6 protein-coding genes are annotated in these 26,505 nt (G+C 46.5%); 5 read left to right on the top strand and 1 reads right to left on the bottom strand.

The features are described 5' to 3' along the window. Positions 1-43: 43 nt before the first annotated feature. From CLU83_RS11520 to CLU83_RS11505, 4 genes are all read left to right on the top strand, one after another. Positions 44-21,673: a gliding motility-associated C-terminal domain-containing protein gene (locus CLU83_RS11520; RefSeq protein WP_157802082.1), complete on the top strand. Its 21,630-nt coding sequence runs from the start codon at positions 44-46 to the stop codon at positions 21,671-21,673. Positions 21,674-21,724: 51 nt separating this feature from the next. Continuing rightward, on the top strand, positions 21,725-22,696 hold the full coding sequence (locus CLU83_RS11515; RefSeq protein WP_100431748.1) for a type IX secretion system membrane protein PorP/SprF: 972 nt from the start codon (positions 21,725-21,727) through the stop codon (positions 22,694-22,696). 265 nt (positions 22,697-22,961) lie between these two features. Further along, on the top strand, positions 22,962-23,630 hold the full coding sequence (locus tag CLU83_RS11510) for a response regulator (RefSeq protein ID WP_100431747.1): 669 nt from the start codon (positions 22,962-22,964) through the stop codon (positions 23,628-23,630). A gap of 101 nt (positions 23,631-23,731) precedes the next feature. Next, the gene (locus CLU83_RS11505; RefSeq protein WP_157802078.1) at positions 23,732-24,649 is read left to right on the top strand and encodes a CFI-box-CTERM domain-containing protein; all 918 of its coding nucleotides are present in this window, start codon (positions 23,732-23,734) and stop codon (positions 24,647-24,649) included. Positions 24,650-25,772: 1,123 nt separating this feature from the next. On the opposite strand, the gene CLU83_RS11495 is transcribed toward CLU83_RS11505, so the two are convergent. Then, positions 25,773-25,976 (bottom strand): hypothetical protein, encoded by a 204-nt coding sequence (locus tag CLU83_RS11495; protein WP_100431744.1) that lies wholly within the window; start codon positions 25,974-25,976, stop codon positions 25,773-25,775. A 127-nt stretch (positions 25,977-26,103) separates the two neighbouring features. Here CLU83_RS11495 and CLU83_RS11490 point away from each other — a divergent pair, with 127 nt between their 5' ends. After that, a complete protein-coding gene (locus CLU83_RS11490) occupies positions 26,104-26,499 on the top strand; it encodes a DUF5675 family protein (protein WP_100431743.1) in 396 nt (131 codons plus the stop codon). The last annotated feature ends 6 nt before the right edge of the window (positions 26,500-26,505 follow it).

Genomic DNA, 26,505 nt, shown 5'->3' with positions numbered 1-26,505 from the left:
ATTGAATTGGTGTAACAGCTAAATGAATCAAAAAGATTAATTTATGAGAAAAAGATACTTCCCTACTAAGTACTTATTGTTTCTTACGTTATTTATAATACAGACCTCGGGATTAGCGCAATCGGCTTCAAGGGCCACGACAGGAACAGGTTTGTATAAAGAAAAAATTTTTTGGATTAATTGGGATTTAAATTCTGATTCATTGCAAAAGGATCTTATTACAAATGGTATTGTAAGAACTTTTACAAGCCCTTCTGGAATAGTATATAGGGCTACTATATCTAATATTGTTCAAACAATTACACCGGGTACTTTTTCAAGTGCATATATTGATAGTTTTGGTGGAAACAATATGCCATTTGGTTATGGTGGTTTTAGTTCTAATGGTACAAAAATGATTGGTCTCTCAAATAAGATAATTGGAGGAGCAGGATCTGGTAACAAGGTGAATTTTAGAATTACAGTTACTGCAACATTGCCATCAGGTGCTATAATTAATGCCGCTGGATTAGCTATTGCGGGTGCCGAAAGTATGTCAGGTCCTACTGAGTATTATCAATTGTCAGTGCCGATTGCTTCACCAGTGTTACGTTATTTGGACAAGTTTATTAAAAATGATACTTGGACAAATATGATTACTAGATTAATTGTATCTAATTCGGGAAGAACTATTAAAGCAACTAATCCTGGCAGTGGTGATAGTAAAGGTGATGCACTTTTATTTGCGGAAGATGTACCTTATATTGATGTAGAATTAGCCGCTAGCGGTGGCGGACAGAGTGTTGCAATTGGTATTTTTGAAGAATTAGATTTTTCTGACGCACCAGTTTCTTATGGTTCAGCCTACCATATTGTTAATTCAGCCTTTACAGGTGGAAATTTTGCGGCCGGAAATAAAGATTTAAGCACAACAACCAATGTTTTAGATACGGACAGAGCTACATTAGTAGACCCGTTATTATTAATTGGTACTGATGTAGATACAGAGGGTGCAGGTTATAATGCCGCTATAGGAACAGCCCCAAATGGTGATGATCTTGGTGGTAGTGATGATGAAGATGCTAGTATGAATTTTACTTGGTCAACTTGTTCAGCAACAATTAATGTTAAAAATACAACTACCGTTGCTGCTAAATTGTATGTATGGATTGATGCAAATAGGAATGGTGTATTTGACACCAATGAGTTAGCAACTTCAACTGTGCCTATAGGAACTAATGGTAATGTAGTAGTTCCATTATCATCGATTAAGGGTTTAAATAATGGAACAAATTTTTATGCTCGTATAAGATTATCTACTGATTTGTCACTTACTTCAACTGGACTTGCAATTGATGGTGAGGTTGAGGATCACTGGGTTGATGTCACGCAGTCAGTTATTTCATTAGTAACAACTCCAGTTTGTCAAGGTAGTACAGTGTCGTTAAGTGGTGTTAATGGAGCATCTACATATGCTTGGACTGGTCCAAATGGATTTACGTCGTCTTTACAATCTCCAATCATTCCAAATGCTCAAGTTGTTAATGCAGGTATATATTCTTTAAAAATTACTACTGGAAGTGGGTGTGAATTTACCGAAAGTGTAACTGTTGCTGTAACTGCTACACCAACAGTACCAACAGCAACTGCTCAAACATTCTGTTTGGCAGATGGTAAAAAAGTAAGCGACTTAACGGTTAGCGCAGGAACAGCAATCAAATGGTATTCTGCGGTAACATCGGGAACTTTATATACCGGAACCGAGACACTGGCTACAGGAACTTATTTTGCAAGCCAGACGGTAAACGGCTGTGAGAGCGCAAGAACTTCGGTTGCCGTAACGGTCAATGCTGCTACACCAACAGCATCGGCACAGACTTTCTGCTCGGCTGAGGCCAAAAAAGTAAGCGACCTTTCAGCATCGGGAACAGGGATCAAATGGTATTCAGCGTTAACAGCAGGAACCTTATATGCAGGCACCGAGACGCTGGCTACGGGAACTTATTATGCGAGCCAGACGGTAAACGGATGTGAGAGTTCGAGAGCTTCGGTTGCTGTCACAGTGAATACAACCCCGTCAGCACCAACGGCTTTAGCTCAGACTTTCTGCTCTTCGGAGGCCAAAAAAGTAAGCGATCTGTCAGCGTCAGGCACGGCAGTTAAATGGTATTCAGCGGTAACAGCAGGAACCTTATATGCAGGAACCGAGACGCTGGCTACGGGAACCTATTATGCAAGCCAGACGGTAAACGGCTGCGAGAGCGCAAGAACTTCGGTTGCTGTCACAGTGAATACAACACCGGTTGTCCCAACAGCATCGGCGCAGACCTACTGTTCGTCAGAGGCTAAAAAAGTAAGCGATCTGTCAGCTACAGGCACGGCAGTTAAATGGTATTCTGCGGTAACAGCAGGAACCTTATATGCAGGAACCGAGACGCTGGCTACAGGAACTTATTATGCGAGCCAGACGGTAAACGGCTGCGAGAGTTCGAGAGCTTCGGCAGCGGTAACGATCACGGCCAGCCCGTCAGCACCAACAGCATCGGCACAGACCTACTGCTCTTCGGAGGCCAAAAAAGTAAGCGATCTGTCAGCTACAGGCACGGCAGTTAAATGGTATTCAGCGTTAACAGCGGGAACCTTATATGCAGGCACTGAGGCGCTGGCAACAGGAACTTATTATGCAAGCCAGACGGTAAACGGCTGCGAGAGTTCGAGAGCTTCGGTATCGGTAACGATCACGGCAAGCCCGTCAGCACCAACGGCTTCAGCTCAGACTTTCTGCTCGGCGGAGGCTAAAAAAGTAAGCGATCTAGCCGTGTCAGGCACGGCAGTTAAATGGTATTCAGCGGCAACAGCAGGAACCTTATATGCAGGCACCGAGACATTGGCTACAGGAACTTATTATGCGAGCCAGACGGTAAACGGATGTGAGAGCGCAAGAACTTCGGCAGCGGTAACGATCACGGCCAGCCCGTCAGCACCAACAGCATCGGCACAGACCTACTGTTCGTCGGAGGCTAAAAAAGTAAGCGATCTGTCAGCGTCAGGCACGGCAGTTAAATGGTATTCAGCGTTAACAGCAGGAATTTTATATACAGGCACTGAGGCGCTGGCTACGGGAACTTATTATGCGAGCCAGACGGTAAACGGCTGTGAGAGCGGGAGAGCTTCGGCGGCGGTAACGATCACGGCAAGCCCGTCAGCACCAACGGCATCGGCACAGACCTACTGTTCGTCGGAGGCTAAAAAAGTAAGCGATCTGTCTGCTACAGGCACGGCAGTTAAATGGTATTCAGCGTTAACAGCGGGAACCTTATATGCAGGCACCGAGACGCTGGCTACAGGAACTTATTATGCGAGCCAGACGGTAAACGGCTGTGAGAGCGGGAGAGCTTCGGTAGCGGTAACGATCACGGCAAGTCCGTCAGCACCAACGGCTTTAGCTCAGACTTTCTGCTCTTCGGAGGCCAAAAAAGTAAGCGATTTAGGTGCTACAGGAACAGGCATCAAATGGTATTCAGCGTTAACAGCGGGAACCTTATATGCAGGAACCGAGGCGCTGGCAACAGGAACTTATTATGCAAGCCAGACGGTAAACGGCTGCGAGAGTTCGAGAGCTTCGGTATCGGTAACGATCACGGCAAGCCCGTCAGCACCAACGGCTTCAGCTCAGACTTTCTGCTCGGCGGAGGCTAAAAAAGTAAGCGATCTAGCCGTGTCAGGCACGGCAGTTAAATGGTATTCAGCGTTAACAGCAGGAACCTTATATGCAGGCACTGAGGCGCTGGCAACGGGAACTTATTATGCGAGCCAGACGGTAAACGGCTGTGAGAGCGGGAGAGCTTCGGCGGCGGTAACGATCACGGCAAGCCCGTCAGCACCAACGGCATCGGCACAGACCTACTGTTCGTCGGAGGCTAAAAAAGTAAGCGATCTGTCTGCTACAGGAACAGGCATCAAATGGTATTCAGCGTTAACAGCAGGAACCTTATATGCAGGCACCGAGGCGCTGGCAACAGGAACTTATTATGCAAGCCAGACGGTAAACGGCTGCGAGAGTTCGAGAGCTTCGGTATCGGTAACGATCACGGCAAGCCCGTCAGCACCAACGGCTTCAGCTCAGACTTTCTGCTCTTCGGAGGCCAAAAAAGTAAGCGATCTAGCCGTGTCAGGCACGGCAGTTAAATGGTATTCAGCGTTAACAGCAGGAACCTTATATGCAGGCACTGAGGCGCTGGCAACGGGAACTTATTATGCGAGCCAGACGGTAAACGGATGTGAGAGCGCGAGAGCTTCGGCAGCGGTAACGATCACGGCCAGCCCGTCAGCACCAACAGCATCGGCACAGACCTACTGTTCTTCGGAGGCTAAAAAAGTAAGCGATCTGTCAGCGTCAGGCACGGCAGTTAAATGGTATTCAGCGTTAACAGCAGGAACCTTATATGCAGGCACCGAGACGCTGGCTACGGGAACTTATTATGCGAGCCAGACGGTAAACGGCTGCGAGAGTTCGAGAGCTTCGGTTGCTGTCACAGTGAATACAACCCCGTCAGCACCAACGGCATCGGCACAGACCTACTGTTCGTCGGAGGCTAAAAAAGTAAGCGATTTAGGTGCTACAGGAACAGGCATCAAATGGTATTCAGCGTTAACAGCAGGAATTTTATATACAGGCACTGAGGCGCTGGCAACAGGAACTTATTATGCAAGCCAGACGGTAAACGGCTGCGAGAGTTCGAGAGCTTCGGTATCGGTAACGATCACGGCAAGCCCGTCAGCACCAACGGCATCGGCACAGACCTACTGTTCGTCGGAGGCTAAAAAAGTAAGCGATCTGTCTGCTACAGGAACAGGCATCAAATGGTATTCAGCGTTAACAGCAGGAATTTTATATACAGGCACTGAGGCGCTGGCAACAGGAACTTATTATGCAAGCCAGACGGTAAACGGCTGCGAGAGTTCGAGAGCTTCGGCAGCGGTAACGATCACGGCCAGCCCGTCAGCACCAACAGCATCGGCACAGACCTACTGTTCTTCGGAGGCTAAAAAAGTAAGCGATCTGTCAGCGTCAGGCACGGCAGTTAAATGGTATTCAGCGTTAACAGCAGGAACCTTATATGCAGGAACCGAGACGCTGGCTACGGGAACCTATTATGCAAGCCAGACGGTAAACGGCTGCGAGAGCGCAAGAACTTCGGTTGCTGTCACAGTGAATACAACACCGGTTGTCCCAACAGCATCGGCGCAGACCTACTGTTCGTCAGAGGCTAAAAAAGTAAGCGATCTGTCAGCTACAGGCACGGCAGTTAAATGGTATTCTGCGGTAACAGCAGGAACCTTATATGCAGGAACCGAGACGCTGGCTACAGGAACTTATTATGCGAGCCAGACGGTAAACGGCTGTGAGAGCGGGAGAGCTTCGGCGGCGGTAACGATCACGGCAAGTCCGTCAGCACCAACGGCTTTAGCTCAGACTTTCTGCTCTTCGGAGGCCAAAAAAGTAAGCGATCTGTCAGCTACAGGCACGGCAGTTAAATGGTATTCAGCGTCAACAGCGGGAACCTTATATGCAGGCACCGAGGCGCTGGCTACAGGAACTTATTTTGCCAGCCAGACAGTAAACGGCTGTGAGAGCGGGAGAACTTCGGTTGCTGTCACAGTGAATACAACCCCAGTTGTCCCAACGGCATCGGCGCAGACCTACTGTTCGTCAGAGGCTAAAAAAGTAAGCGATCTGTCAGCTACAGGCACGGCAGTTAAATGGTATTCTGCGGTAACAGCAGGAACTTTATATGCAGGAACTGAGACCCTGGCAACAGGCATCTATTATGCGAGCCAGACAGTGAACGGCTGTGAGAGCGCGAGAACTTCGGTATCGGTAACGATCACGGCTAGCCCGTCAGCACCAACGGCATCGGCGCAGGTATTCTGTTCGTCAGAGGCTAAAAAAGTAAGCGATCTGTCAGCTACAGGCACGGCAGTTAAATGGTATTCTGCGGTAACAGCGGGAACTTTATATGCAGGAACCGAGGCGCTGGCAACAGGAACTTATTATGCGAGCCAGACGGTAAACGGCTGTGAGAGCGCGAGAACTTCGGTTGCTGTCACAGTGAATACAACCCCGGTTGTCCCAACAGCAACTGCGCAGACCTACTGTTCGTCAGAGGCTAAAAAAGTAAGTGATCTGTCTGCTACAGGCACGGCAGTTAAATGGTATTCTGCGTTCACAGCAGGAACTTTATATGCAGGCACTGAGGCGCTGGCAACAGGAACTTATTTTGCGAGCCAGACAGTGAACGGCTGTGAGAGCGCAAGAACTTCGGTATCGGTAACCATCACGGCCAGCCCGGCAGTTCCAACGGCATCGACACAGACTTTCTGCTCGGCTGAGACCAAAAAAGTAAGCGACCTTTCAGCATCGGGAACAGGGATCAAATGGTATTCAGCGTCAACAGCAGGAACCTTATATGCAGGAATCGAGACATTGGCTACGGGAACTTATTATGCAAGCCAGACAGTAAACGGCTGCGAGAGTTCGAGAGCTTCGGCAGCGGTAACGATCACGGCAAGCCCGTCAGCACCAACGGCTTCAGCTCAGACTTTCTGCTCGGCGGAGGCTAAAAAAGTAAGCGATCTAGCCGTGTCAGGCACGGCAGTTAAATGGTATTCAGCGTTAACAGCAGGAACCTTATATGCAGGCACTGAGGCGCTGGCAACGGGAACTTATTATGCCAGCCAGACGGTAAACGGCTGTGAGAGCGCGAGAGCTTCGGCAGCGGTAACGATCACGGCCAGCCCGTCAGCACCAACAGCATCGGCACAGATCTACTGTTCTTCGGAGGCTAAAAAAGTAAGCGATCTGTCAGCGTCAGGCACGGCAGTTAAATGGTATTCTGCGTTAACAGCAGGAACCTTATATACAGGCACCGAGACGCTGGCTACGGGAACTTATTATGCGAGCCAGACGGTAAACGGATGTGAGAGTTCGAGAGCTTCGGTTGCTGTCACAGTGAATACAACCCCGTCAGCACCGACAGCTTCGGCACAGACCTACTGCTCTTCGGAGGCCAAAAAAGTAAGCGATCTGTCTGCTACAGGCACGGCAGTTAAATGGTATTCAGCGGCAACGGCAGGAACTTTATATACAGGCACCGAGACATTGGCTACAGGAACTTATTATGCCAGCCAGACAGTGAACGGCTGTGAGAGCGCGAGAGCTTCGGCAGCGGTAACGATCACGGCAAGCCCGTCAGCACCAACGGCATCGGCACAGACCTACTGTTCGTCGGAGGCTAAAAAAGTAAGCGATTTAGGTGCTACAGGAACAGGCATCAAATGGTATTCAGCGTTAACAGCGGGAACCTTATATGCAGGAACCGAGGCGCTGGCAACAGGAACTTATTATGCAAGCCAGACGGTAAACGGCTGCGAGAGTTCGAGAGCTTCGGCAGCGGTAACGATCACGGCAAGCCCGTCAGCACCAACGGCTTCAGCTCAGACTTTCTGCTCGGCGGAGGCTAAAAAAGTAAGCGATCTAGCCGTGTCAGGCACGGCAGTTAAATGGTATTCAGCGTTAACAGCAGGAACCTTATATGCAGGCACTGAGGCGCTGGCAACGGGAACTTATTATGCGAGCCAGACGGTAAACGGATGTGAGAGCGCAAGAACTTCGGTAGCGGTAACGATCACGGCAAGCCCGTCAGCACCAACGGCATCGGCACAGACCTACTGTTCGTCGGAGGCTAAAAAAGTAAGCGATCTGTCTGCTACAGGAACAGGCATCAAATGGTATTCAGCGTTAACAGCAGGAACCTTATATGCAGGCACCGAGACGCTGGCTACGGGAACTTATTATGCGAGCCAGACGGTAAACGGCTGCGAGAGTTCGAGAGCTTCGGTTGCTGTCACAGTGAATACAACCCCGTCAGCACCAACGGCATCGGCACAGACCTACTGTTCGTCGGAGGCTAAAAAAGTAAGCGATTTAGGTGCTACAGGAACAGGCATCAAATGGTATTCAGCGTTAACAGCAGGAATTTTATATACAGGCACTGAGGCGCTGGCAACAGGAACTTATTATGCAAGCCAGACGGTAAACGGCTGCGAGAGTTCGAGAGCTTCGGTATCGGTAACGATCACGGCAAGCCCGTCAGCACCAACGGCATCGGCACAGACCTACTGTTCGTCGGAGGCTAAAAAAGTAAGCGATCTGTCTGCTACAGGAACAGGCATCAAATGGTATTCAGCGTTAACAGCAGGAATTTTATATACAGGCACTGAGGCGCTGGCAACAGGAACTTATTATGCAAGCCAGACGGTAAACGGCTGCGAGAGTTCGAGAGCTTCGGCAGCGGTAACGATCACGGCCAGCCCGTCAGCACCAACAGCATCGGCACAGACCTACTGTTCTTCGGAGGCTAAAAAAGTAAGCGATCTGTCAGCGTCAGGCACGGCAGTTAAATGGTATTCAGCGTTAACAGCAGGAACCTTATATGCAGGAACCGAGACGCTGGCTACGGGAACCTATTATGCAAGCCAGACGGTAAACGGCTGCGAGAGCGCAAGAACTTCGGTTGCTGTCACAGTGAATACAACACCGGTTGTCCCAACAGCATCGGCGCAGACCTACTGTTCGTCAGAGGCTAAAAAAGTAAGCGATCTGTCAGCTACAGGCACGGCAGTTAAATGGTATTCTGCGGTAACAGCAGGAACCTTATATGCAGGAACCGAGACGCTGGCTACAGGAACTTATTATGCGAGCCAGACGGTAAACGGCTGTGAGAGCGGGAGAGCTTCGGCGGCGGTAACGATCACGGCAAGTCCGTCAGCACCAACGGCTTTAGCTCAGACTTTCTGCTCTTCGGAGGCCAAAAAAGTAAGCGATCTGTCAGCTACAGGCACGGCAGTTAAATGGTATTCAGCGTCAACAGCGGGAACCTTATATGCAGGCACCGAGGCGCTGGCTACAGGAACTTATTTTGCCAGCCAGACAGTAAACGGCTGTGAGAGCGGGAGAACTTCGGTTGCTGTCACAGTGAATACAACCCCAGTTGTCCCAACGGCATCGGCGCAGACCTACTGTTCGTCAGAGGCTAAAAAAGTAAGCGATCTGTCAGCTACAGGCACGGCAGTTAAATGGTATTCTGCGGTAACAGCAGGAACTTTATACGCAGGAACTGAGACCCTGGCAACAGGCATCTATTATGCGAGCCAGACAGTGAACGGCTGTGAGAGCGCGAGAACTTCGGTATCGGTAACGATCACGGCTAGCCCGTCAGCACCAACGGCATCGGCGCAGGTATTCTGTTCGTCAGAGGCTAAAAAAGTAAGCGATCTGTCAGCTACAGGCACGGCAGTTAAATGGTATTCTGCGGTAACAGCGGGAACTTTATATGCAGGAACTGAGGCGCTGGCAACAGGAACTTATTATGCGAGCCAGACGGTAAACGGCTGTGAGAGCGCGAGAACTTCGGTTGCTGTCACAGTGAATACAACCCCGGTTGTCCCAACAGCAACTGCGCAGACCTACTGTTCGTCAGAGGCTAAAAAAGTAAGTGATCTGTCTGCTACAGGCACGGCAGTTAAATGGTATTCTGCGGTAACAGCGGGAACTTTATATGCAGGAACCGAGGCGCTGGCAACAGGAACTTATTATGCGAGCCAGACGGTAAACGGCTGTGAGAGCGCGAGAACTTCGGTTGCTGTCACAGTGAATACAACCCCGGTTGTCCCAACAGCAACTGCGCAGACCTACTGTTCGTCAGAGGCTAAAAAAGTAAGTGATCTGTCTGCTACAGGCACGGCAGTTAAATGGTATTCTGCGTTCACAGCAGGAACTTTATATGCAGGCACTGAGGCGCTGGCAACAGGAACTTATTTTGCGAGCCAGACAGTGAACGGCTGTGAGAGCGCAAGAACTTCGGTATCGGTAACGATCACGGCCAGCCCTTCAGCACCGACAGCATCGGCGCAGACCTACTGTTCTTCGGAGGCTAAAAAAGTAAGCGATCTGTCAGCGTCAGGCACGGCAGTTAAATGGTATTCTGCGGTAACAGCGGGAACTTTATATGCAGGCACCGAGACGCTGGCTACAGGAACTTATTTTGCAAGCCAGACAGTGAACGGCTGTGAGAGCGCAAGAACTTCGGTATCGGTAACGATCACGGCAAGCCCTTCAGCACCGACAGCATCGGCGCAGACCTACTGTTCTTCGGAGGCTAAAAAAGTAAGCGATCTGTCAGCGTCAGGCACGGCAGTTAAATGGTATTCTGCTGTCACAGCGGGAACTTTATATGCAGGCACCGAGACGCTGGCAACAGGAACTTATTTTGCAAGCCAAACGGCAAACGGCTGTGAGAGTTCGAGAGCTTCGGTATCGGTAACGATCACGGCAAGCCCTTCAGCACCGACAGCATCGGCGCAGACCTACTGCTCGTCGGAGGCTAAAAAAGTAAGCGATCTGTCAGCGTCAGGCACGGCAGTTAAATGGTATTCTGCGGTAACAGCGGGAACTTTATATGCAGGCACCGAGACCCTGGCTACAGGAACTTATTTTGCAAGCCAGACAGTGAACGGCTGTGAGAGCGCAAGAACTTCGGTAGCTGTCACAGTGAATACAACTCCAGTTGTCCCAACAGCATCGGCGCAGACCTACTGCTCGTCGGAGGCTAAAAAAGTAAGCGATCTGTCAGCGTCAGGCACGGCAGTTAAATGGTATTCTGCTGTCACAGCGGGAACTTTATATGCAGGCACCGAGACCCTGGCTACAGGAACTTATTATGCAAGCCAGACAGTGAACGGCTGTGAGAGCGCAAGAACTTCGGTAGCTGTCACAGTGAATACAACTCCAGTTGTCCCAACAGCATCGGCACAGACCTACTGTTCGTCGGAGGCTAAAAAAGTAAGCGACCTGTCGGCATCGGGAACAGGGATCAAATGGTATTCTGCTGTCACAGCGGGAACTTTATATGCAGGCACCGAGACCCTGGCTACAGGAACTTATTTTGCAAGCCAAACGGCAAACGGCTGTGAGAGTTCGAGAGCTTCGGTATCGGTAACGATCACGGCCAGCCCTTCAGCACCGACAGCATCGGCGCAGACCTACTGTTCTTCGGAGGCTAAAAAAGTAAGCGATCTGTCAGCGTCAGGCACGGCAGTTAAATGGTATTCTGCGGTAACAGCGGGAACCTTATATGCAGGCACCGAGACGCTGGCTACAGGAACTTATTATGCAAGCCAAACGGCAAACGGCTGTGAGAGCGCAAGAACTTCGGTATCGGTAACGATCACTCCGTCACCAACGGCTCCGTCACCAACGGCTCCGACTTTCTGCTCTTCGGAAGCTAAAAAAGTAAGCGACCTGTCGGCATTAGGAACAGGGATCAAATGGTATTCAGCGCTCACAGCGGGAACCTTATATGCAGGCACCGAGACATTGGCAACGGGAACTTATTATGCGAGCCAGACGGTAAACGGCTGTGAGAGTTCGAGAGCTTCGGTATCGGTAACGATTACTCCGTCACCAACGTCGCCAACAGCTTCGGCTCAAACTTTCTGCTCTTCAGAAGGAAAAAAAGTAAGCGATTTAGCGGCATCGGGAACAGGCATCAAATGGTATTCTGCTGTCACAGCGGGAACCTTATATGCAGGCACCGAGACGCTGGCAACAGGAACTTATTATGCAAGCCAGACAGTGAACGGCTGTGAGAGCGCAAGAACTTCGGTATCGGTAACGATCACGGCCAGCCCTTCAGCACCGACAGCATCGGCGCAGACTTTCTGCTCTTCAGAAGGAAAAAAAGTAAGCGATCTGTCGGCTGCAGGCACGGCAGTTAAATGGTATTCTGCTGCAACGGCGGGAACCTTATATGCAGGCACCGAGACCCTGGCAACAGGAACTTATTATGCAAGCCAGACAGTGAACGGCTGTGAGAGCGCAAGAACTTCGGTATCGGTAACGATCACGGCCAGCCCGTCAGTTCCAACAGCATCGGCGCAGACCTACTGCTCGTCGGAGGCTAAAAAAGTAAGCGACCTGTCAGCGTCAGGCACGGCAGTTAAATGGTATTCTGCTGTCACAGCGGGAACTTTATATGCAGGAACTGAGACCCTGGCTACAGGAACTTATTATGCAAGCCAGACAGTGAACGGCTGTGAGAGCGCAAGAACTTCGGTATCGGTAACGATCACGGCCAGCCCTTCAGCACCGACAGCATCGGCGCAGACCTACTGCTCGTCGGAGGCTAAAAAAGTAAGCGATCTGTCAGCGTCAGGCACGGCAGTTAAATGGTATTCTGCGGTAACAGCGGGAACTTTATATGCAGGCACCGAGACGCTGGCTACAGGAACTTATTTTGCAAGCCAGACAGTGAACGGCTGTGAGAGCGCAAGAACTTCGGTATCGGTAACGATCACGGCAAGCCCTTCAGCACCGACAGCATCGGCGCAGACCTACTGTTCTTCGGAGGCTAAAAAAGTAAGCGATCTGTCAGCGTCAGGCACGGCAGTTAAATGGTATTCTGCTGTCACAGCGGGAACTTTATATGCAGGCACCGAGACCCTGGCAACAGGAACTTATTTTGCAAGCCAAACGGCAAACGGCTGTGAGAGTTCGAGAGCTTCGGTATCGGTAACGATCACGGCAAGCCCTTCAGCACCGACAGCATCGGCGCAGACCTACTGCTCGTCGGAGGCTAAAAAAGTAAGCGATCTGTCAGCGTCAGGCACGGCAGTTAAATGGTATTCTGCGGTAACAGCGGGAACTTTATATGCAGGCACCGAGACCCTGGCTACAGGAACTTATTTTGCAAGCCAGACAGTGAACGGCTGTGAGAGCGCAAGAACTTCGGTAGCTGTCACAGTGAATACAACTCCAGTTGTCCCAACAGCATCGGCGCAGACCTACTGCTCGTCGGAGGCTAAAAAAGTAAGCGATCTGTCAGCGTCAGGCACGGCAGTTAAATGGTATTCTGCTGTCACAGCGGGAACTTTATATGCAGGCACCGAGACCCTGGCTACAGGAACTTATTATGCAAGCCAGACAGTGAACGGCTGTGAGAGCGCAAGAACTTCGGTAGCTGTCACAGTGAATACAACTCCAGTTGTCCCAACAGCATCGGCACAGACCTACTGTTCGTCGGAGGCTAAAAAAGTAAATGATTTAGCGGCATCGGGAGCAGGGATCAAATGGTATTCTGCTGTCACAGCGGGAACTTTATATGCAGGCACCGAGACCCTGGCAACAGGAACTTATTATGCAAGCCAAACGGCAAACGGCTGTGAGAGCGCAAGAACTTCGGTATCGGTAACGATCACGGCCAGCCCGTCAGTTCCAACAGCATCGGCGCAGACCTACTGCTCGTCGGAGGCTAAAAAAGTAAGCGACCTGTCAGCGTCAGGCACGGCAGTTAAATGGTATTCTGCTGTCACAGCGGGAACTTTATATGCAGGCACCGAGACGCTGGCTACAGGAACTTATTATGCAAGCCAGACAGTGAACGGCTGTGAGAGCGCAAGAACTTCGGTATCGGTAACGATCACGGCCAGCCCTTCAGCACCGACAGCATCGGCGCAGACCTACTGCTCGTCGGAGGCTAAAAAAGTAAGCGATCTGTCAGCGTCAGGCACGGCAGTTAAATGGTATTCTGCGGTAACAGCGGGAACTTTATATGCAGGCACCGAGACGCTGGCTACAGGAACTTATTTTGCAAGCCAGACAGTGAACGGCTGTGAGAGCGCAAGAACTTCGGTATCGGTAACGATCACGGCCAGCCCTTCAGCACCGACAGCATCGGCGCAGACCTACTGCTCGTCGGAGGCTAAAAAAGTAAGCGATCTGTCAGCGTCAGGCACGGCAGTTAAATGGTATTCTGCTGTCACAGCGGGAACTTTATATGCAGGCACCGAGACGCTGGCTACAGGAACTTATTTTGCAAGCCAGACAGTGAACGGCTGTGAGAGCGCAAGAACTTCGGTATCGGTAACGATCACGGCAAGCCCTTCAGCACCGACAGCATCGGCGCAGACCTACTGTTCTTCGGAGGCTAAAAAAGTAAGCGATCTGTCAGCGTCAGGCACGGCAGTTAAATGGTATTCTGCTGTCACAGCGGGAACTTTATATGCAGGCACCGAGACGCTGGCAACAGGAACTTATTTTGCAAGCCAAACGGCAAACGGCTGTGAGAGTTCGAGAGCTTCGGTATCGGTAACGATCACGGCAAGCCCTTCAGCACCGACAGCATCGGCGCAGACCTACTGCTCGTCGGAGGCTAAAAAAGTAAGCGATCTGTCAGCGTCAGGCACGGCAGTTAAATGGTATTCTGCGGTAACAGCGGGAACTTTATATGCAGGCACCGAGACCCTGGCTACAGGAACTTATTTTGCAAGCCAGACAGTGAACGGCTGTGAGAGCGCAAGAACTTCGGTAGCTGTCACAGTGAATACAACTCCAGTTGTCCCAACAGCATCGGCGCAGACCTACTGCTCGTCGGAGGCTAAAAAAGTAAGCGATCTGTCAGCGTCAGGCACGGCAGTTAAATGGTATTCTGCTGTCACAGCGGGAACTTTATATGCAGGCACCGAGACCCTGGCTACAGGAACTTATTATGCAAGCCAGACAGTGAACGGCTGTGAGAGCGCAAGAACTTCGGTAGCTGTCACAGTGAATACAACTCCAGTTGTCCCAACAGCATCGGCACAGACCTACTGTTCGTCGGAGGCTAAAAAAGTAAGCGACCTGTCGGCATCGGGAACAGGGATCAAATGGTATTCTGCTGTCACAGCGGGAACTTTATATGCAGGCACCGAGACCCTGGCTACAGGAACTTATTTTGCAAGCCAAACGGCAAACGGCTGTGAGAGTTCGAGAGCTTCGGTATCGGTAACGATCACGGCCAGCCCTTCAGCACCGACAGCATCGGCGCAGACCTACTGTTCTTCGGAGGCTAAAAAAGTAAGCGATCTGTCAGCGTCAGGCACGGCAGTTAAATGGTATTCTGCGGTAACAGCGGGAACTTTATATGCAGGCACCGAGACGCTGGCTACAGGAACTTATTATGCAAGCCAAACGGCAAACGGCTGTGAGAGCGCAAGAACTTCGGTATCGGTAACGATCACTCCGTCACCAACGGCTCCGTCACCAACGGCTCCGACTTTCTGCTCTTCGGAAGCTAAAAAAGTAAGCGACCTGTCGGCATTAGGAACAGGGATCAAATGGTATTCAGCGCTCACAGCGGGAACCTTATATGCAGGCACCGAGACATTGGCAACGGGAACTTATTATGCGAGCCAGACGGTAAACGGCTGTGAGAGTTCGAGAGCTTCGGTATCGGTAACGATTACTCCGTCACCAACGTCGCCAACAGCTTCGGCTCAAACTTTCTGCTCTTCAGAAGGAAAAAAAGTAAGCGATTTAGCGGCATCGGGAACAGGCATCAAATGGTATTCTGCTGTCACAGCGGGAACCTTATATGCAGGCACCGAGACGCTGGCAACAGGAACTTATTATGCAAGCCAGACAGTGAACGGCTGTGAGAGCGCAAGAACTTCGGTATCGGTAACGATCACGGCCAGCCCTTCAGCACCGACAGCATCGGCGCAGACTTTCTGCTCTTCAGAAGGAAAAAAAGTAAGCGATCTGTCGGCTGCAGGCACGGCAGTTAAATGGTATTCTGCTGCAACGGCGGGAACCTTATATGCAGGCACCGAGACCCTGGCAACAGGAACTTATTATGCAAGCCAGACAGTGAACGGCTGTGAGAGCGCAAGAACTTCGGTATCGGTAACGATCACGGCCAGCCCTTCAGCACCGACAGCATCGGCGCAGACCTACTGTTCTTCGGAGGCTAAAAAAGTAAGCGATCTGTCAGCGTCAGGCACGGCAGTTAAATGGTATTCTGCTGCAACGGCGGGAACCTTATATGCAGGCACCGAGACGCTGGCTACAGGAACTTATTATGCAAGCCAGACAGTGAACGGCTGTGAGAGCGCAAGAACTTCGGTATCGGTAACGATCACGGCCAGCCCTTCAGCACCGACAGCATCGGCGCAGACCTACTGTTCTTCGGAGGCTAAAAAAGTAAGCGATCTGTCAGCGTCAGGCACGGCAGTTAAATGGTATTCTGCTGTCACAGCGGGAACTTTATATGCAGGCACCGAGACCCTGGCAACAGGAACTTATTATGCAAGCCAGACGGCAAACGGCTGTGAGAGCGCGAGAGCTTCGGTATCGGTAACGATCACGGCAAGCCCGTCAGCCCCGACAGCTTCGGCTCAGACTTTCTGCTCTTCGGAAGGAAAAAAAGTAAGCGATCTGTCAGCTACAGGCACGGCAGTTAAATGGTATTCAGCGATAACAGCGGGAACCTTATATGCAGGCACCGAGACATTGGCAACAGGCATCTATTATGCGAGCCAGACGGTAAACGGCTGTGAGAGCGCGAGAGCTTCGGTATCGGTAACGATCACGGCAAGCCCGTCAGCACCAACGGCATCGGCACAGACCTACTGTTCGTCGGAGGCTAAAAAAGTAAGCGATTTAGGTGCTACAGGAACAGGCATCAAATGGTATTCAGCGTTAACAGCGGGAACCTTATATGCAGGAACCGAGGCGCTGGCAACAGGAACTTATTATGCAAGCCAGACGGTAAACGGCTGCGAGAGTTCGAGAGCTTCGGCAGCGGTAACGATCACGGCAAGCCCGTCAGCACCAACGGCTTCAGCTCAGACTTTCTGCTCGGCGGAGGCTAAAAAAGTAAGCGATCTAGCCGTGTCAGGCACGGCAGTTAAATGGTATTCAGCGTTAACAGCAGGAACCTTATATGCAGGCACTGAGGCGCTGGCAACGGGAACTTATTATGCGAGCCAGACGGTAAACGGATGTGAGAGCGCAAGAACTTCGGTAGCGGTAACGATCACGGCAAGCCCGTCAGCACCAACGGCATCGGCACAGACCTACTGTTCGTCGGAGGCTAAAAAAGTAAGCGATCTGTCTGCTACAGGAACAGGCATCAAATGGTATTCAGCGTTAACAGCAGGAATTTTATATACAGGCACTGAGGCGCTGGCAACAGGAACTTATTATGCAAGCCAGACGGTAAACGGCTGCGAGAGTTCGAGAGCTTCGGCAGCGGTAACGATCACGGCAAGCCCGTCAGCACCAACGGCTTCAGCTCAGACTTTCTGCTCGGCGGAGGCTAAAAAAGTAAGCGATCTAGCCGTGTCAGGCACGGCAGTTAAATGGTATTCAGCGTTAACAGCAGGAACCTTATATGCAGGCACTGAGGCGCTGGCAACGGGAACTTATTATGCGAGCCAGACGGTAAACGGATGTGAGAGCGCAAGAACTTCGGCAGCGGTAACGATCACGGCAAGCCCGTCAGCACCAACGGCATCGGCACAGACCTACTGTTCGTCGGAGGCTAAAAAAGTAAGCGATCTGTCTGCTACAGGAACAGGCATCAAATGGTATTCAGCGTTAACAGCAGGAATTTTATATACAGGCACTGAGGCGCTGGCTACGGGAACTTATTATGCGAGCCAGACGGTAAACGGCTGTGAGAGCGGGAGAGCTTCGGCGGCGGTAACGATCACGGCAAGCCCGTCAGCACCAACGGCATCGGCACAGACCTACTGTTCGTCGGAGGCTAAAAAAGTAAGCGATCTGTCTGCTACAGGAACAGGCATCAAATGGTATTCAGCGTTAACAGCAGGAACCTTATATGCAGGCACCGAGGCGCTGGCAACAGGAACTTATTATGCAAGCCAGACGGTAAACGGCTGCGAGAGCGCGAGAGCTTCGGCAGCGGTAACGATCACGGCCAGCCCGTCAGCACCAACAGCATCGGCACAGACCTACTGTTCTTCGGAGGCTAAAAAAGTAAGCGATCTAGCCGTGTCAGGCACGGCAGTTAAATGGTATTCAGCGTTAACAGCAGGAACCTTATATGCAGGCACTGAGGCGCTGGCTACGGGAACTTATTATGCGAGCCAGACGGTAAACGGATGTGAGAGCGCGAGAGCTTCGGCAGCGGTAACGATCACGGCCAGCCCGTCAGCACCAACAGCATCGGCACAGACCTACTGTTCGTCAGAGGCTAAAAAAGTAAGTGATCTGTCTGCTACAGGCACGGCAGTTAAATGGTATTCAGCGTTAACAGCAGGAACCTTATATGCAGGCACCGAGACGCTGGCTACGGGAACTTATTATGCGAGCCAGACGGTAAACGGATGTGAGAGTTCGAGAACTTCGGTTGCTGTCACAGTGAATACAACACCGGTTGTCCCAACAGCATCGGCGCAGACCTACTGTTCGTCAGAGGCTAAAAAAGTAAGCGATCTGTCAGCTACAGGCACGGCAGTTAAATGGTATTCTGCGGCAACAGCAGGAACCTTATATGCAGGAACCGAGACGCTGGCTACAGGAACTTATTATGCGAGCCAGACGGTAAACGGCTGTGAGAGCGGGAGAGCTTCGGTAGCGGTAACGATCACGGCAAGTCCGTCAGCACCAACGGCTTTAGCTCAGACTTTCTGCTCTTCGGAGGCCAAAAAAGTAAGCGATCTGTCAGCGTCAGGCACGGCAGTTAAATGGTATTCAGCGGTAACAGCAGGAACCTTATATGCAGGAACCGAGACGCTGGCTACGGGAACCTATTATGCAAGCCAGACGGTAAACGGCTGTGAGAGCGCAAGAACTTCGGTTGCTGTCACAGTGAATACAACACCGGTTGTCCCAACAGCATCGGCGCAGACCTACTGTTCGTCAGAGGCTAAAAAAGTAAGCGATCTGTCAGCTACAGGCACGGCAGTTAAATGGTATTCTGCGGTAACAGCAGGAACCTTATATGCAGGAACCGAGACGCTGGCTACAGGAACTTATTATGCGAGCCAGACGGTAAACGGCTGTGAGAGCGGGAGAGCTTCGGCGGCGGTAACGATCACGGCAAGTCCGTCAGCACCAACGGCTTTAGCTCAGACTTTCTGCTCTTCGGAGGCCAAAAAAGTAAGCGATCTGTCAGCTACAGGCACGGCAGTTAAATGGTATTCAGCGTTAACAGCGGGAACCTTATATGCAGGCACTGAGGCACTGGCAACGGGAACTTATTATGCGAGCCAGACGGTAAACGGCTGCGAGAGTACAAGAACTTCGGTATCGGTAACCATCACGGCAAGCCCGTCAGCCCCGACGGCAACAGCCCAGACCTACTGCTCTTCGGAAGCCAAAAAAGTAAGCGACCTTTCGGCATCGGGAACAGGGATCAAATGGTATTCAGCGTTAACAGCAGGAACTTTATATACAGGCACTGAGGCGCTGGCAACAGGAACTTATTATGCAAGCCAGACGGTAAACGGCTGTGAGAGCGCGAGAACTTCGGTATCGGTAACCATCACGGCCAGCCCGTCAGCACCAACGGCAACTGCACAGACCTACTGCTCTTCGGAAGCCAAAAAAGTAAGCGACCTTTCGGCATCGGGAACAGGGATCAAATGGTATTCAGCGTCAACAGCGGGAACCTTATATGCAGGCACCGAGGCGCTGGCTACAGGAACTTATTTTGCCAGCCAGACAGTAAACGGCTGTGAGAGCGGGAGAACTTCGGTTGCTGTCACAGTGAATACAACCCCAGTTGTCCCAACGGCATCGGCGCAGACCTACTGTTCGTCAGAGGCTAAAAAAGTAAGCGATCTGTCAGCTACAGGCACGGCAGTTAAATGGTATTCTGCGGTAACAGCAGGAACTTTATATGCAGGAACTGAGGCGCTGGCAACAGGAACTTATTTTGCGAGCCAGACAGTGAACGGCTGTGAGAGCGCAAGAACTTCGGTATCGGTAACCATCACGGCCAGCCCGGCAGTTCCAACGGCATCGACACAGACTTTCTGCTCGGCTGAGACCAAAAAAGTAAGCGACCTTTCAGCATCGGGAACAGGGATCAAATGGTATTCAGCGTCAACAGCAGGAACCTTATATGCAGGAATCGAGACATTGGCTACGGGAACTTATTATGCAAGCCAGACAGTAAACGGCTGCGAGAGTTCGAGAGCTTCGGTATCGGTAACGATCACGCCGCCGCCGGTAGGAGGTTTAGTATCCTCTAATCAAGTTATTACTTCAGGTACTTTTCCAGCAGATTTATTATTAAGCGGTAATTTTGGTTCTGTTGTAAAATGGCAAAAATCTAATGATGCTGGATTTATGAATCCTGTAGCTATTTCGATTACATCAACTACTTTGTTGGGCAGTACAATTGGTAATCTTACCGTGAATACTTATTTCAGAGCTGTTGTTCAAAATGGTGTTTGTAATCCAGTGTTTTCAAATTCTGTTTTAATAGCTATTGAAACAGCACCAGATGTAACAGTAGATGATGCAACAATTGCAGAAGGCGGAATATTGAGTTTCCCTGTAAAATTGAGTAATCCATCGGTTACAAACATTACCGTTACGTTGAATTTTGTAAACGGAACAGCAGGAAATTCAGATTATACCGCTACACCAGTAACCGTAACTTTCTTGGCGGGAAGCACTAAAGCTACGGCAACTGTGCAAACAACCGATGATTTGATAGATGAATTGAATGAGGATTTAACTGTAAAAATTGCTTCAACTACTGGAACAGTAGGCAATATCAGCGATACAGCGATAGGAATCATTCAAGACAATGATGATGCACCATCAATCACAGCTAAAGACGATATCATATCAGGCGGAAACGGAACAGCAGGAACACTAAACGCAGGAAACGTGTTAGCCAGCAGTCCAACGAATCTTGATATTTTGAATGGTAAGCCAGTAGTTATCGGATTAGTGGATTTAAAAGTAGTGACACCGGCAGTTTCAAAAACACCAGGAGCATCAGTTCCATTAATTGATATTGCTACAGGAACAGTAAGTGTTCCAGCAAACACTCCAGAAGGGATTTATACTTTAACGTATAGCATTTGTGAAAAAGCAAATCCTTCTTCAAATTGTAGTATAGCTAAAGTAACCGTATTCGTGGCGCGGCCTAGTATCGGCTTAGTGAAAACAGCCCACTTCAATGATGAAAATGGAGATGGTTATGCAAATGCAGGGGAAACCATTACTTATAATTTTACAGTAACTAATACAGGAAATGAACCATTGACTAATGTCACTGTTACAGACACTAGTTTACCGGGATTAGTGATGAAGGGAAGTTCTATAGCTGTTTTAGGAACAGGAATGACAAATAGTACGGCTTATGTCGCTTCATATGCAATTACTCAAGCTGATATTAATTTTGGAAGTGTATCAAATCAGGCAATTGTATCAGGAATAAGTCCGACCGGTATTCTTGTAAAAGATTTATCAGATGATGGAAATAATCTTAGTGACAAACCAACTATTGTGATAATTCCAGGTTGTTCTATTGAGGTGTTTAATGCGTTGTCTCCAAATGGAGATGGACATAATGATATATTTTATATCCGAGGACTGGAATGTTATCCAGATAATACCGTGGAGGTTTATAATCGCTGGGGAGTCTTAGTATTCGAGCGAGAAAACTATAATAATGATGATCGTGCTTTTAGAGGAGTATCTGAAGGACGAGTGACAGTAAATAAGTTCGATGAATTACCAGTTGGGACTTACTATTATATTTTTAGATATAAAGATAGCGCTTCAAATATGCATGAAAAAGCAGGTTACTTATATATTAACAGAAAATAGATTTAGTAACTCTTTTAGGATTTAATTTCTAAGGATTGTAATAAAAAAGATATGATAAAAAAGACATTATGCATAATTTTTATACTAGTGGCGGGTGCTGGTTATTCTCAGCAGGACTCTCAGTTTACTCAATACATGTATAACACAGTCAATATAAACCCTGCATATGCAGGGTCAAGACAATCAATGAGTGTTTTTGCTTTGCATAGAACGCAATGGGTAGGATTAGAAGGAGCGCCTGTTACCAATACTTTTTCTATCAATACACCAAATGGTCCATTAAATGATTGTAATGTTTGTCCACATGAGACAACAGCTTTATCAGCAATGGGATTTGGCTTGTCTGTTATCAATGATAAAATAGGACCATCAGATGAAAGTAATATAGCTGTTGATCTCTCGTACACGATTAATACTTCGGAAATATATAAATTATCTTTTGGATTAAAAGCTTCAGGGAACTTACTCAATATTGATTTTGATAAATTAAATAAGTATGACAAAAATGATTATAGTTTCGATGCCAATATAGATAATAAGTTTTCTCCAAACATAGGAGTAGGATTCTATTTGCATTCTGAGGACACATACCTAGGTTTGTCCGTTCCAAACTTGTTAGAGACAAAACATTTCGATAGGTATGCAGGTACTATTGGCAATAGTCATGTGGCAAAAGAGAATATCAATTTGTATCTAATAGCGGGTCATGTATTTGATTTGAGTACGGACGTAAAGTTTAAGCCGTCCGTACTTGCAAAATATGTTCAAGGTGCACCATTGCAAGTTGATTTATCAGGAAACTTTCTTATAAATGAAAAATTTGTAGCTGGTGTGGCTTACAGATGGAGTGCGGCCACTAGTGCTATGGTAGGTTTTCAAGCAAGTCCTTCTTGGTTTATAGGTTATAGTTATGACTTAGATGCAACAAGATTATCGAACTACAATTCTGGTTCTCATGAGATTTTTTTGAGATACGAATTGTTTGATGAATACGGAAGAACAATGTCTCTAAGATTTTTTTAAAATATATATATGTAAAAATTATACGTTTCATTTATAGTGCCCTTGTTTATTTGTTGCCGTGAAGTTTTATGAAATAGATTACAAATTTAAACTGGATTTAAATTATCATTTCATTTTGATAACTAATGGTTATTTGATTGATTGCGAATTAGCCCCATTTTTTCTCAATTTATCCCCACTGATAATTCCTGCTAAATATTACTTTATATAAATTGTACTACTTAGTCTGGGATTTTTAATTTATTAACAGTAAACCTACTAAAGTATGAATTATGAAGTTCTGATTATAGACGATCTTCCAATAATTGTAGACGGCTATATTAATCTATTATCAAAAACTGATTTTCAAGAAAACAAACTGAATTTTATTAAAAGCCATAATTGTGAAGATGCCTACAACAAAATATTTTTAAATCTAAAGCGGCAAGTAAACATTAATTTAGCTTTATTAGATATTAGTCTTCCTTCCTATAAAGAGTTTAATATTAATGATGGTGTAGATTTGGCTTTACTCATTAGAGAAAAGTTTACAGATTGTAAAATAATAATTATTACAATGTATAGTGAACCCTTAACCGTAGATAGAATCATAAAAAAAATTAAACCTGAAGGATTCTTTTCTAAAAATGATATAACCTCTGAATCATTCCCATTTATTTGCAAAAAAATTATCGATGGAAATATATACCAAAGTACAACAATTATAGAATCCCAAAGAGAATTATTTAAAAAAAATATAAATTGGGATATTTATGATAATGAGATATTAATCTTAATTTCTCAGGGAGTTAAAACTACTAATCTCCCAAACTACATTCCTCTTTCTATGAGTGCTATAGAAAAAAGGAAAGCTAACATAAAAGATCAACTTTTAGAAGGTAAAGGCAGTGATAAGGATCTGGTTAGTAAAGCTAAAAAAATAGGATTGCTGTAAATGGATATGCAAACAAAAAGTTAAGATGCATTTTCGAAATTAGTTTAAGTTGTTTGTTATCACCTATTAAAAAAAAATATGTTGATGAAAAATTAAAAAACATGTTAGAACAAAAAAATGAAAACCTCCAAATTTTGGCAGATTCTGCATTTGAATCAGAGAATTACGAATTAGCATATGATTATTATAATTGTCTGTTAGAACAGAATATAGAAAATCATAATAATTGGTTAAGAAAAGGTTATTGTGCCTTATATTTATCAAAATTTGATAGGATGTTAGACAAAGAAGTTATGATGTCAATAAAGGCAGTATTAAAACTTTCAACATATAAAGAAGACGAATTAACTAATATTGCAAATGAAATCTCAACAATCATTTTTGATAAAATAGTGGAAGGCGCAAAGTTCATTCAAAATGAAATTGAGCGTGAATTCAATGCTTTACAAATAGCTGTTGGTACACTTCATTTTCATAATTTTAAAAAAAACAGTATCGAAATAAAAGTATGGAGTTGCTATTCAGAAAAATTATTTCAATACTTTAAGGTTATGGATTTTGTTGTAAGAATGAAACCAACTGCAATAACTTGTGAAAAAGGTTATAGAAGTGTTAATTATACAAATACTGTTTCTAAATATACAGGCGAACACTTTTATAAATTAGACGGTAATTATTCTGAGAGTATATTATTGAGAGAATTATTCCAATTTTCGAAATCTGAATTAGATAAAATTTTACCTAATAATGAAGTAACCAATCCAAAATCAACTTCTGGTTGTTTTATAGCTACTGCAACAATGGGGAATTACAACCATCCGATTGTACTTGAACTTCGCTATTTTAGAGACAGTTGGCTATTAAAAAGACTTTGGGGACAAAAGTTTACTGAATGGTATTACAGAAACAGCCCTAAAGCAGCTAACAAAATAAAAGAGTCAACTATGCTAAAAAGTATAACTTTTGCCGTAATTGTAGTACCATTATATTGTTTTTCAAAAGTTATTAGAGTCTGTTAAAAATGTAAAATAATAAAAAATATGGGTAAAAGAAACCGATTGAAAAGATTCTTTTTGTAGTGACTAAACAATAAAAAGATGTATCCAACCGATTTAATAGAAACCCATTGGCAATTTATACAAAAACTTTAAATTTAGGTAATAGAAAACGCAAACATAGTTTACGATTAATTTGGAATGCTATGAATTATTTAGCAGAGAGAGGATCTTTTGGCTTCTCTTTTTTTGTTCTAAAATCATTGCTTCCGACCGAGTTGAAACTTCAATCTTATAGATTCAATCTCAAGCTTTACCATTTTTAGTTGATAAACTTAATTTTGAATTATTTTTTTGCAGTCTGTTTTCAAGATTGTCAGTTTGGCTTTTATAATATTTTAAAGAACTTTTACTGAACTCTCCACAACAAATGTCTAACTTTTTTTAAGATTTAGAACGGATACTAAATATCACAGCGATTAGACTGCAAATAACCTAAGTATTTTTCATTTGGGTTCGTTTTTCATTTGCTTTTAACCCAGATTCCGCATTAGAAATCTACTACATCTAAATTACTTCACCATTTTTATATTTTTTAGCGGAGTTCAGTGAATAAATTTCATTTGTCTTTATTATTTTTTAATTGGTCAAATGTAATCTTCGATGCCTTCTTCAAAACCAAGAACTTACTCCCATTTTTAAAAACGAAAGACAAAGGTATTAGTTCATAAGTTATACCATTAGCATCTATAAAATAGTCCGATCTACTTGTTCTTTTTCTCCAATTGCTTCGCCTGTCCGCTAAGCTCGAGTCTTCCTTGAAAAATAATTCCGCAGCGAAGGCTATGCAATGATTTTTATCGTTGTCTTGAAAAAACAACTTCGCATCTTTGAACTATTTTATATCCACTAATGTTATATATTTTCGGCTAAAGCCAACCAAAAACTCATTTTAGAAATGGGCTTTAGCCCATTTCTATTGATGTTTTACGAAATTATTAATCGAACTCAGGTTATTAAATCTTATTAGGAGGTATGTATGGCTGTAAGGCTGTATCTATTAGCAGTTTTATTAGTTCTTGAACTACTTATTGAACTAGTATCGTTTTATTACAGATGAGTGACAGACTTTTAAATCCTTAGATTCCTATCCAATTATACAGCGTAAAACATGCTCTAACTGAAGACCTGAATACGAACAAAATTCCTCTATCGAAATTAACTGATGCGGTTCTTTATTCAAGCTGTCTTTAATTTTGTTTAAATACAACCTTGCCTGTCTGTATGTTTTACCGGTAATACGCTGTACATCTTTTGGATAAATACATACCCTGATGTTTGCTGCAATCACACTACTACTTTTAATACATTATCCACTTTGGGTGCAGAGTTCTATCAGGGTGTGAACGGTAAAATGTATCCATTAAAGAATGGAGCATACAATCCTTTGGCCTTGGTTCAAGTAAGCGGATTGTAGGATGGTCTTAGTATTATCCAGAACTTACTTCCCTGACGGAACTAACGGAAAACTAGAATGGGAGGGCAGATTTGTCTGTTATACCATTGAATTGCCGCGGCTCAATAATACCAAACAGGTTTCCTGTATTCCGGAAGGGGAATATGTCTTAAGAAAGCGATACAGCAAGAAGTTTCGCTGGCATATTGAAGTAGTTGACGTGGAGAACAGAAATGCTATTTTGTTTCATCCTGCCAATAATGCCCAAAAAGAATTGAAGGGCTGTATTGCTCCCGTAATGAAGCTTTCAGGTTCCAGTCTGGGGCTTGAATCGCGACAAGCTTTTATTAAATTGAAAAGTTTAGTTTATAAAAGTCTGGAGCGAAAGGAAAAGGTTTTATTAATTGTTAAATCTTAAAAAATC

The sequence above is a fragment of the Flavobacterium sp. 1 genome, assembly GCF_002797935.1.
In the GTDB taxonomy this organism is placed as follows: Bacteria; Bacteroidota; Bacteroidia; order Flavobacteriales; family Flavobacteriaceae; genus Flavobacterium.
The sequence above is the reverse complement of the archived record's forward strand: the minus strand, read 5'-3'. Positions and strand labels throughout refer to the sequence as shown.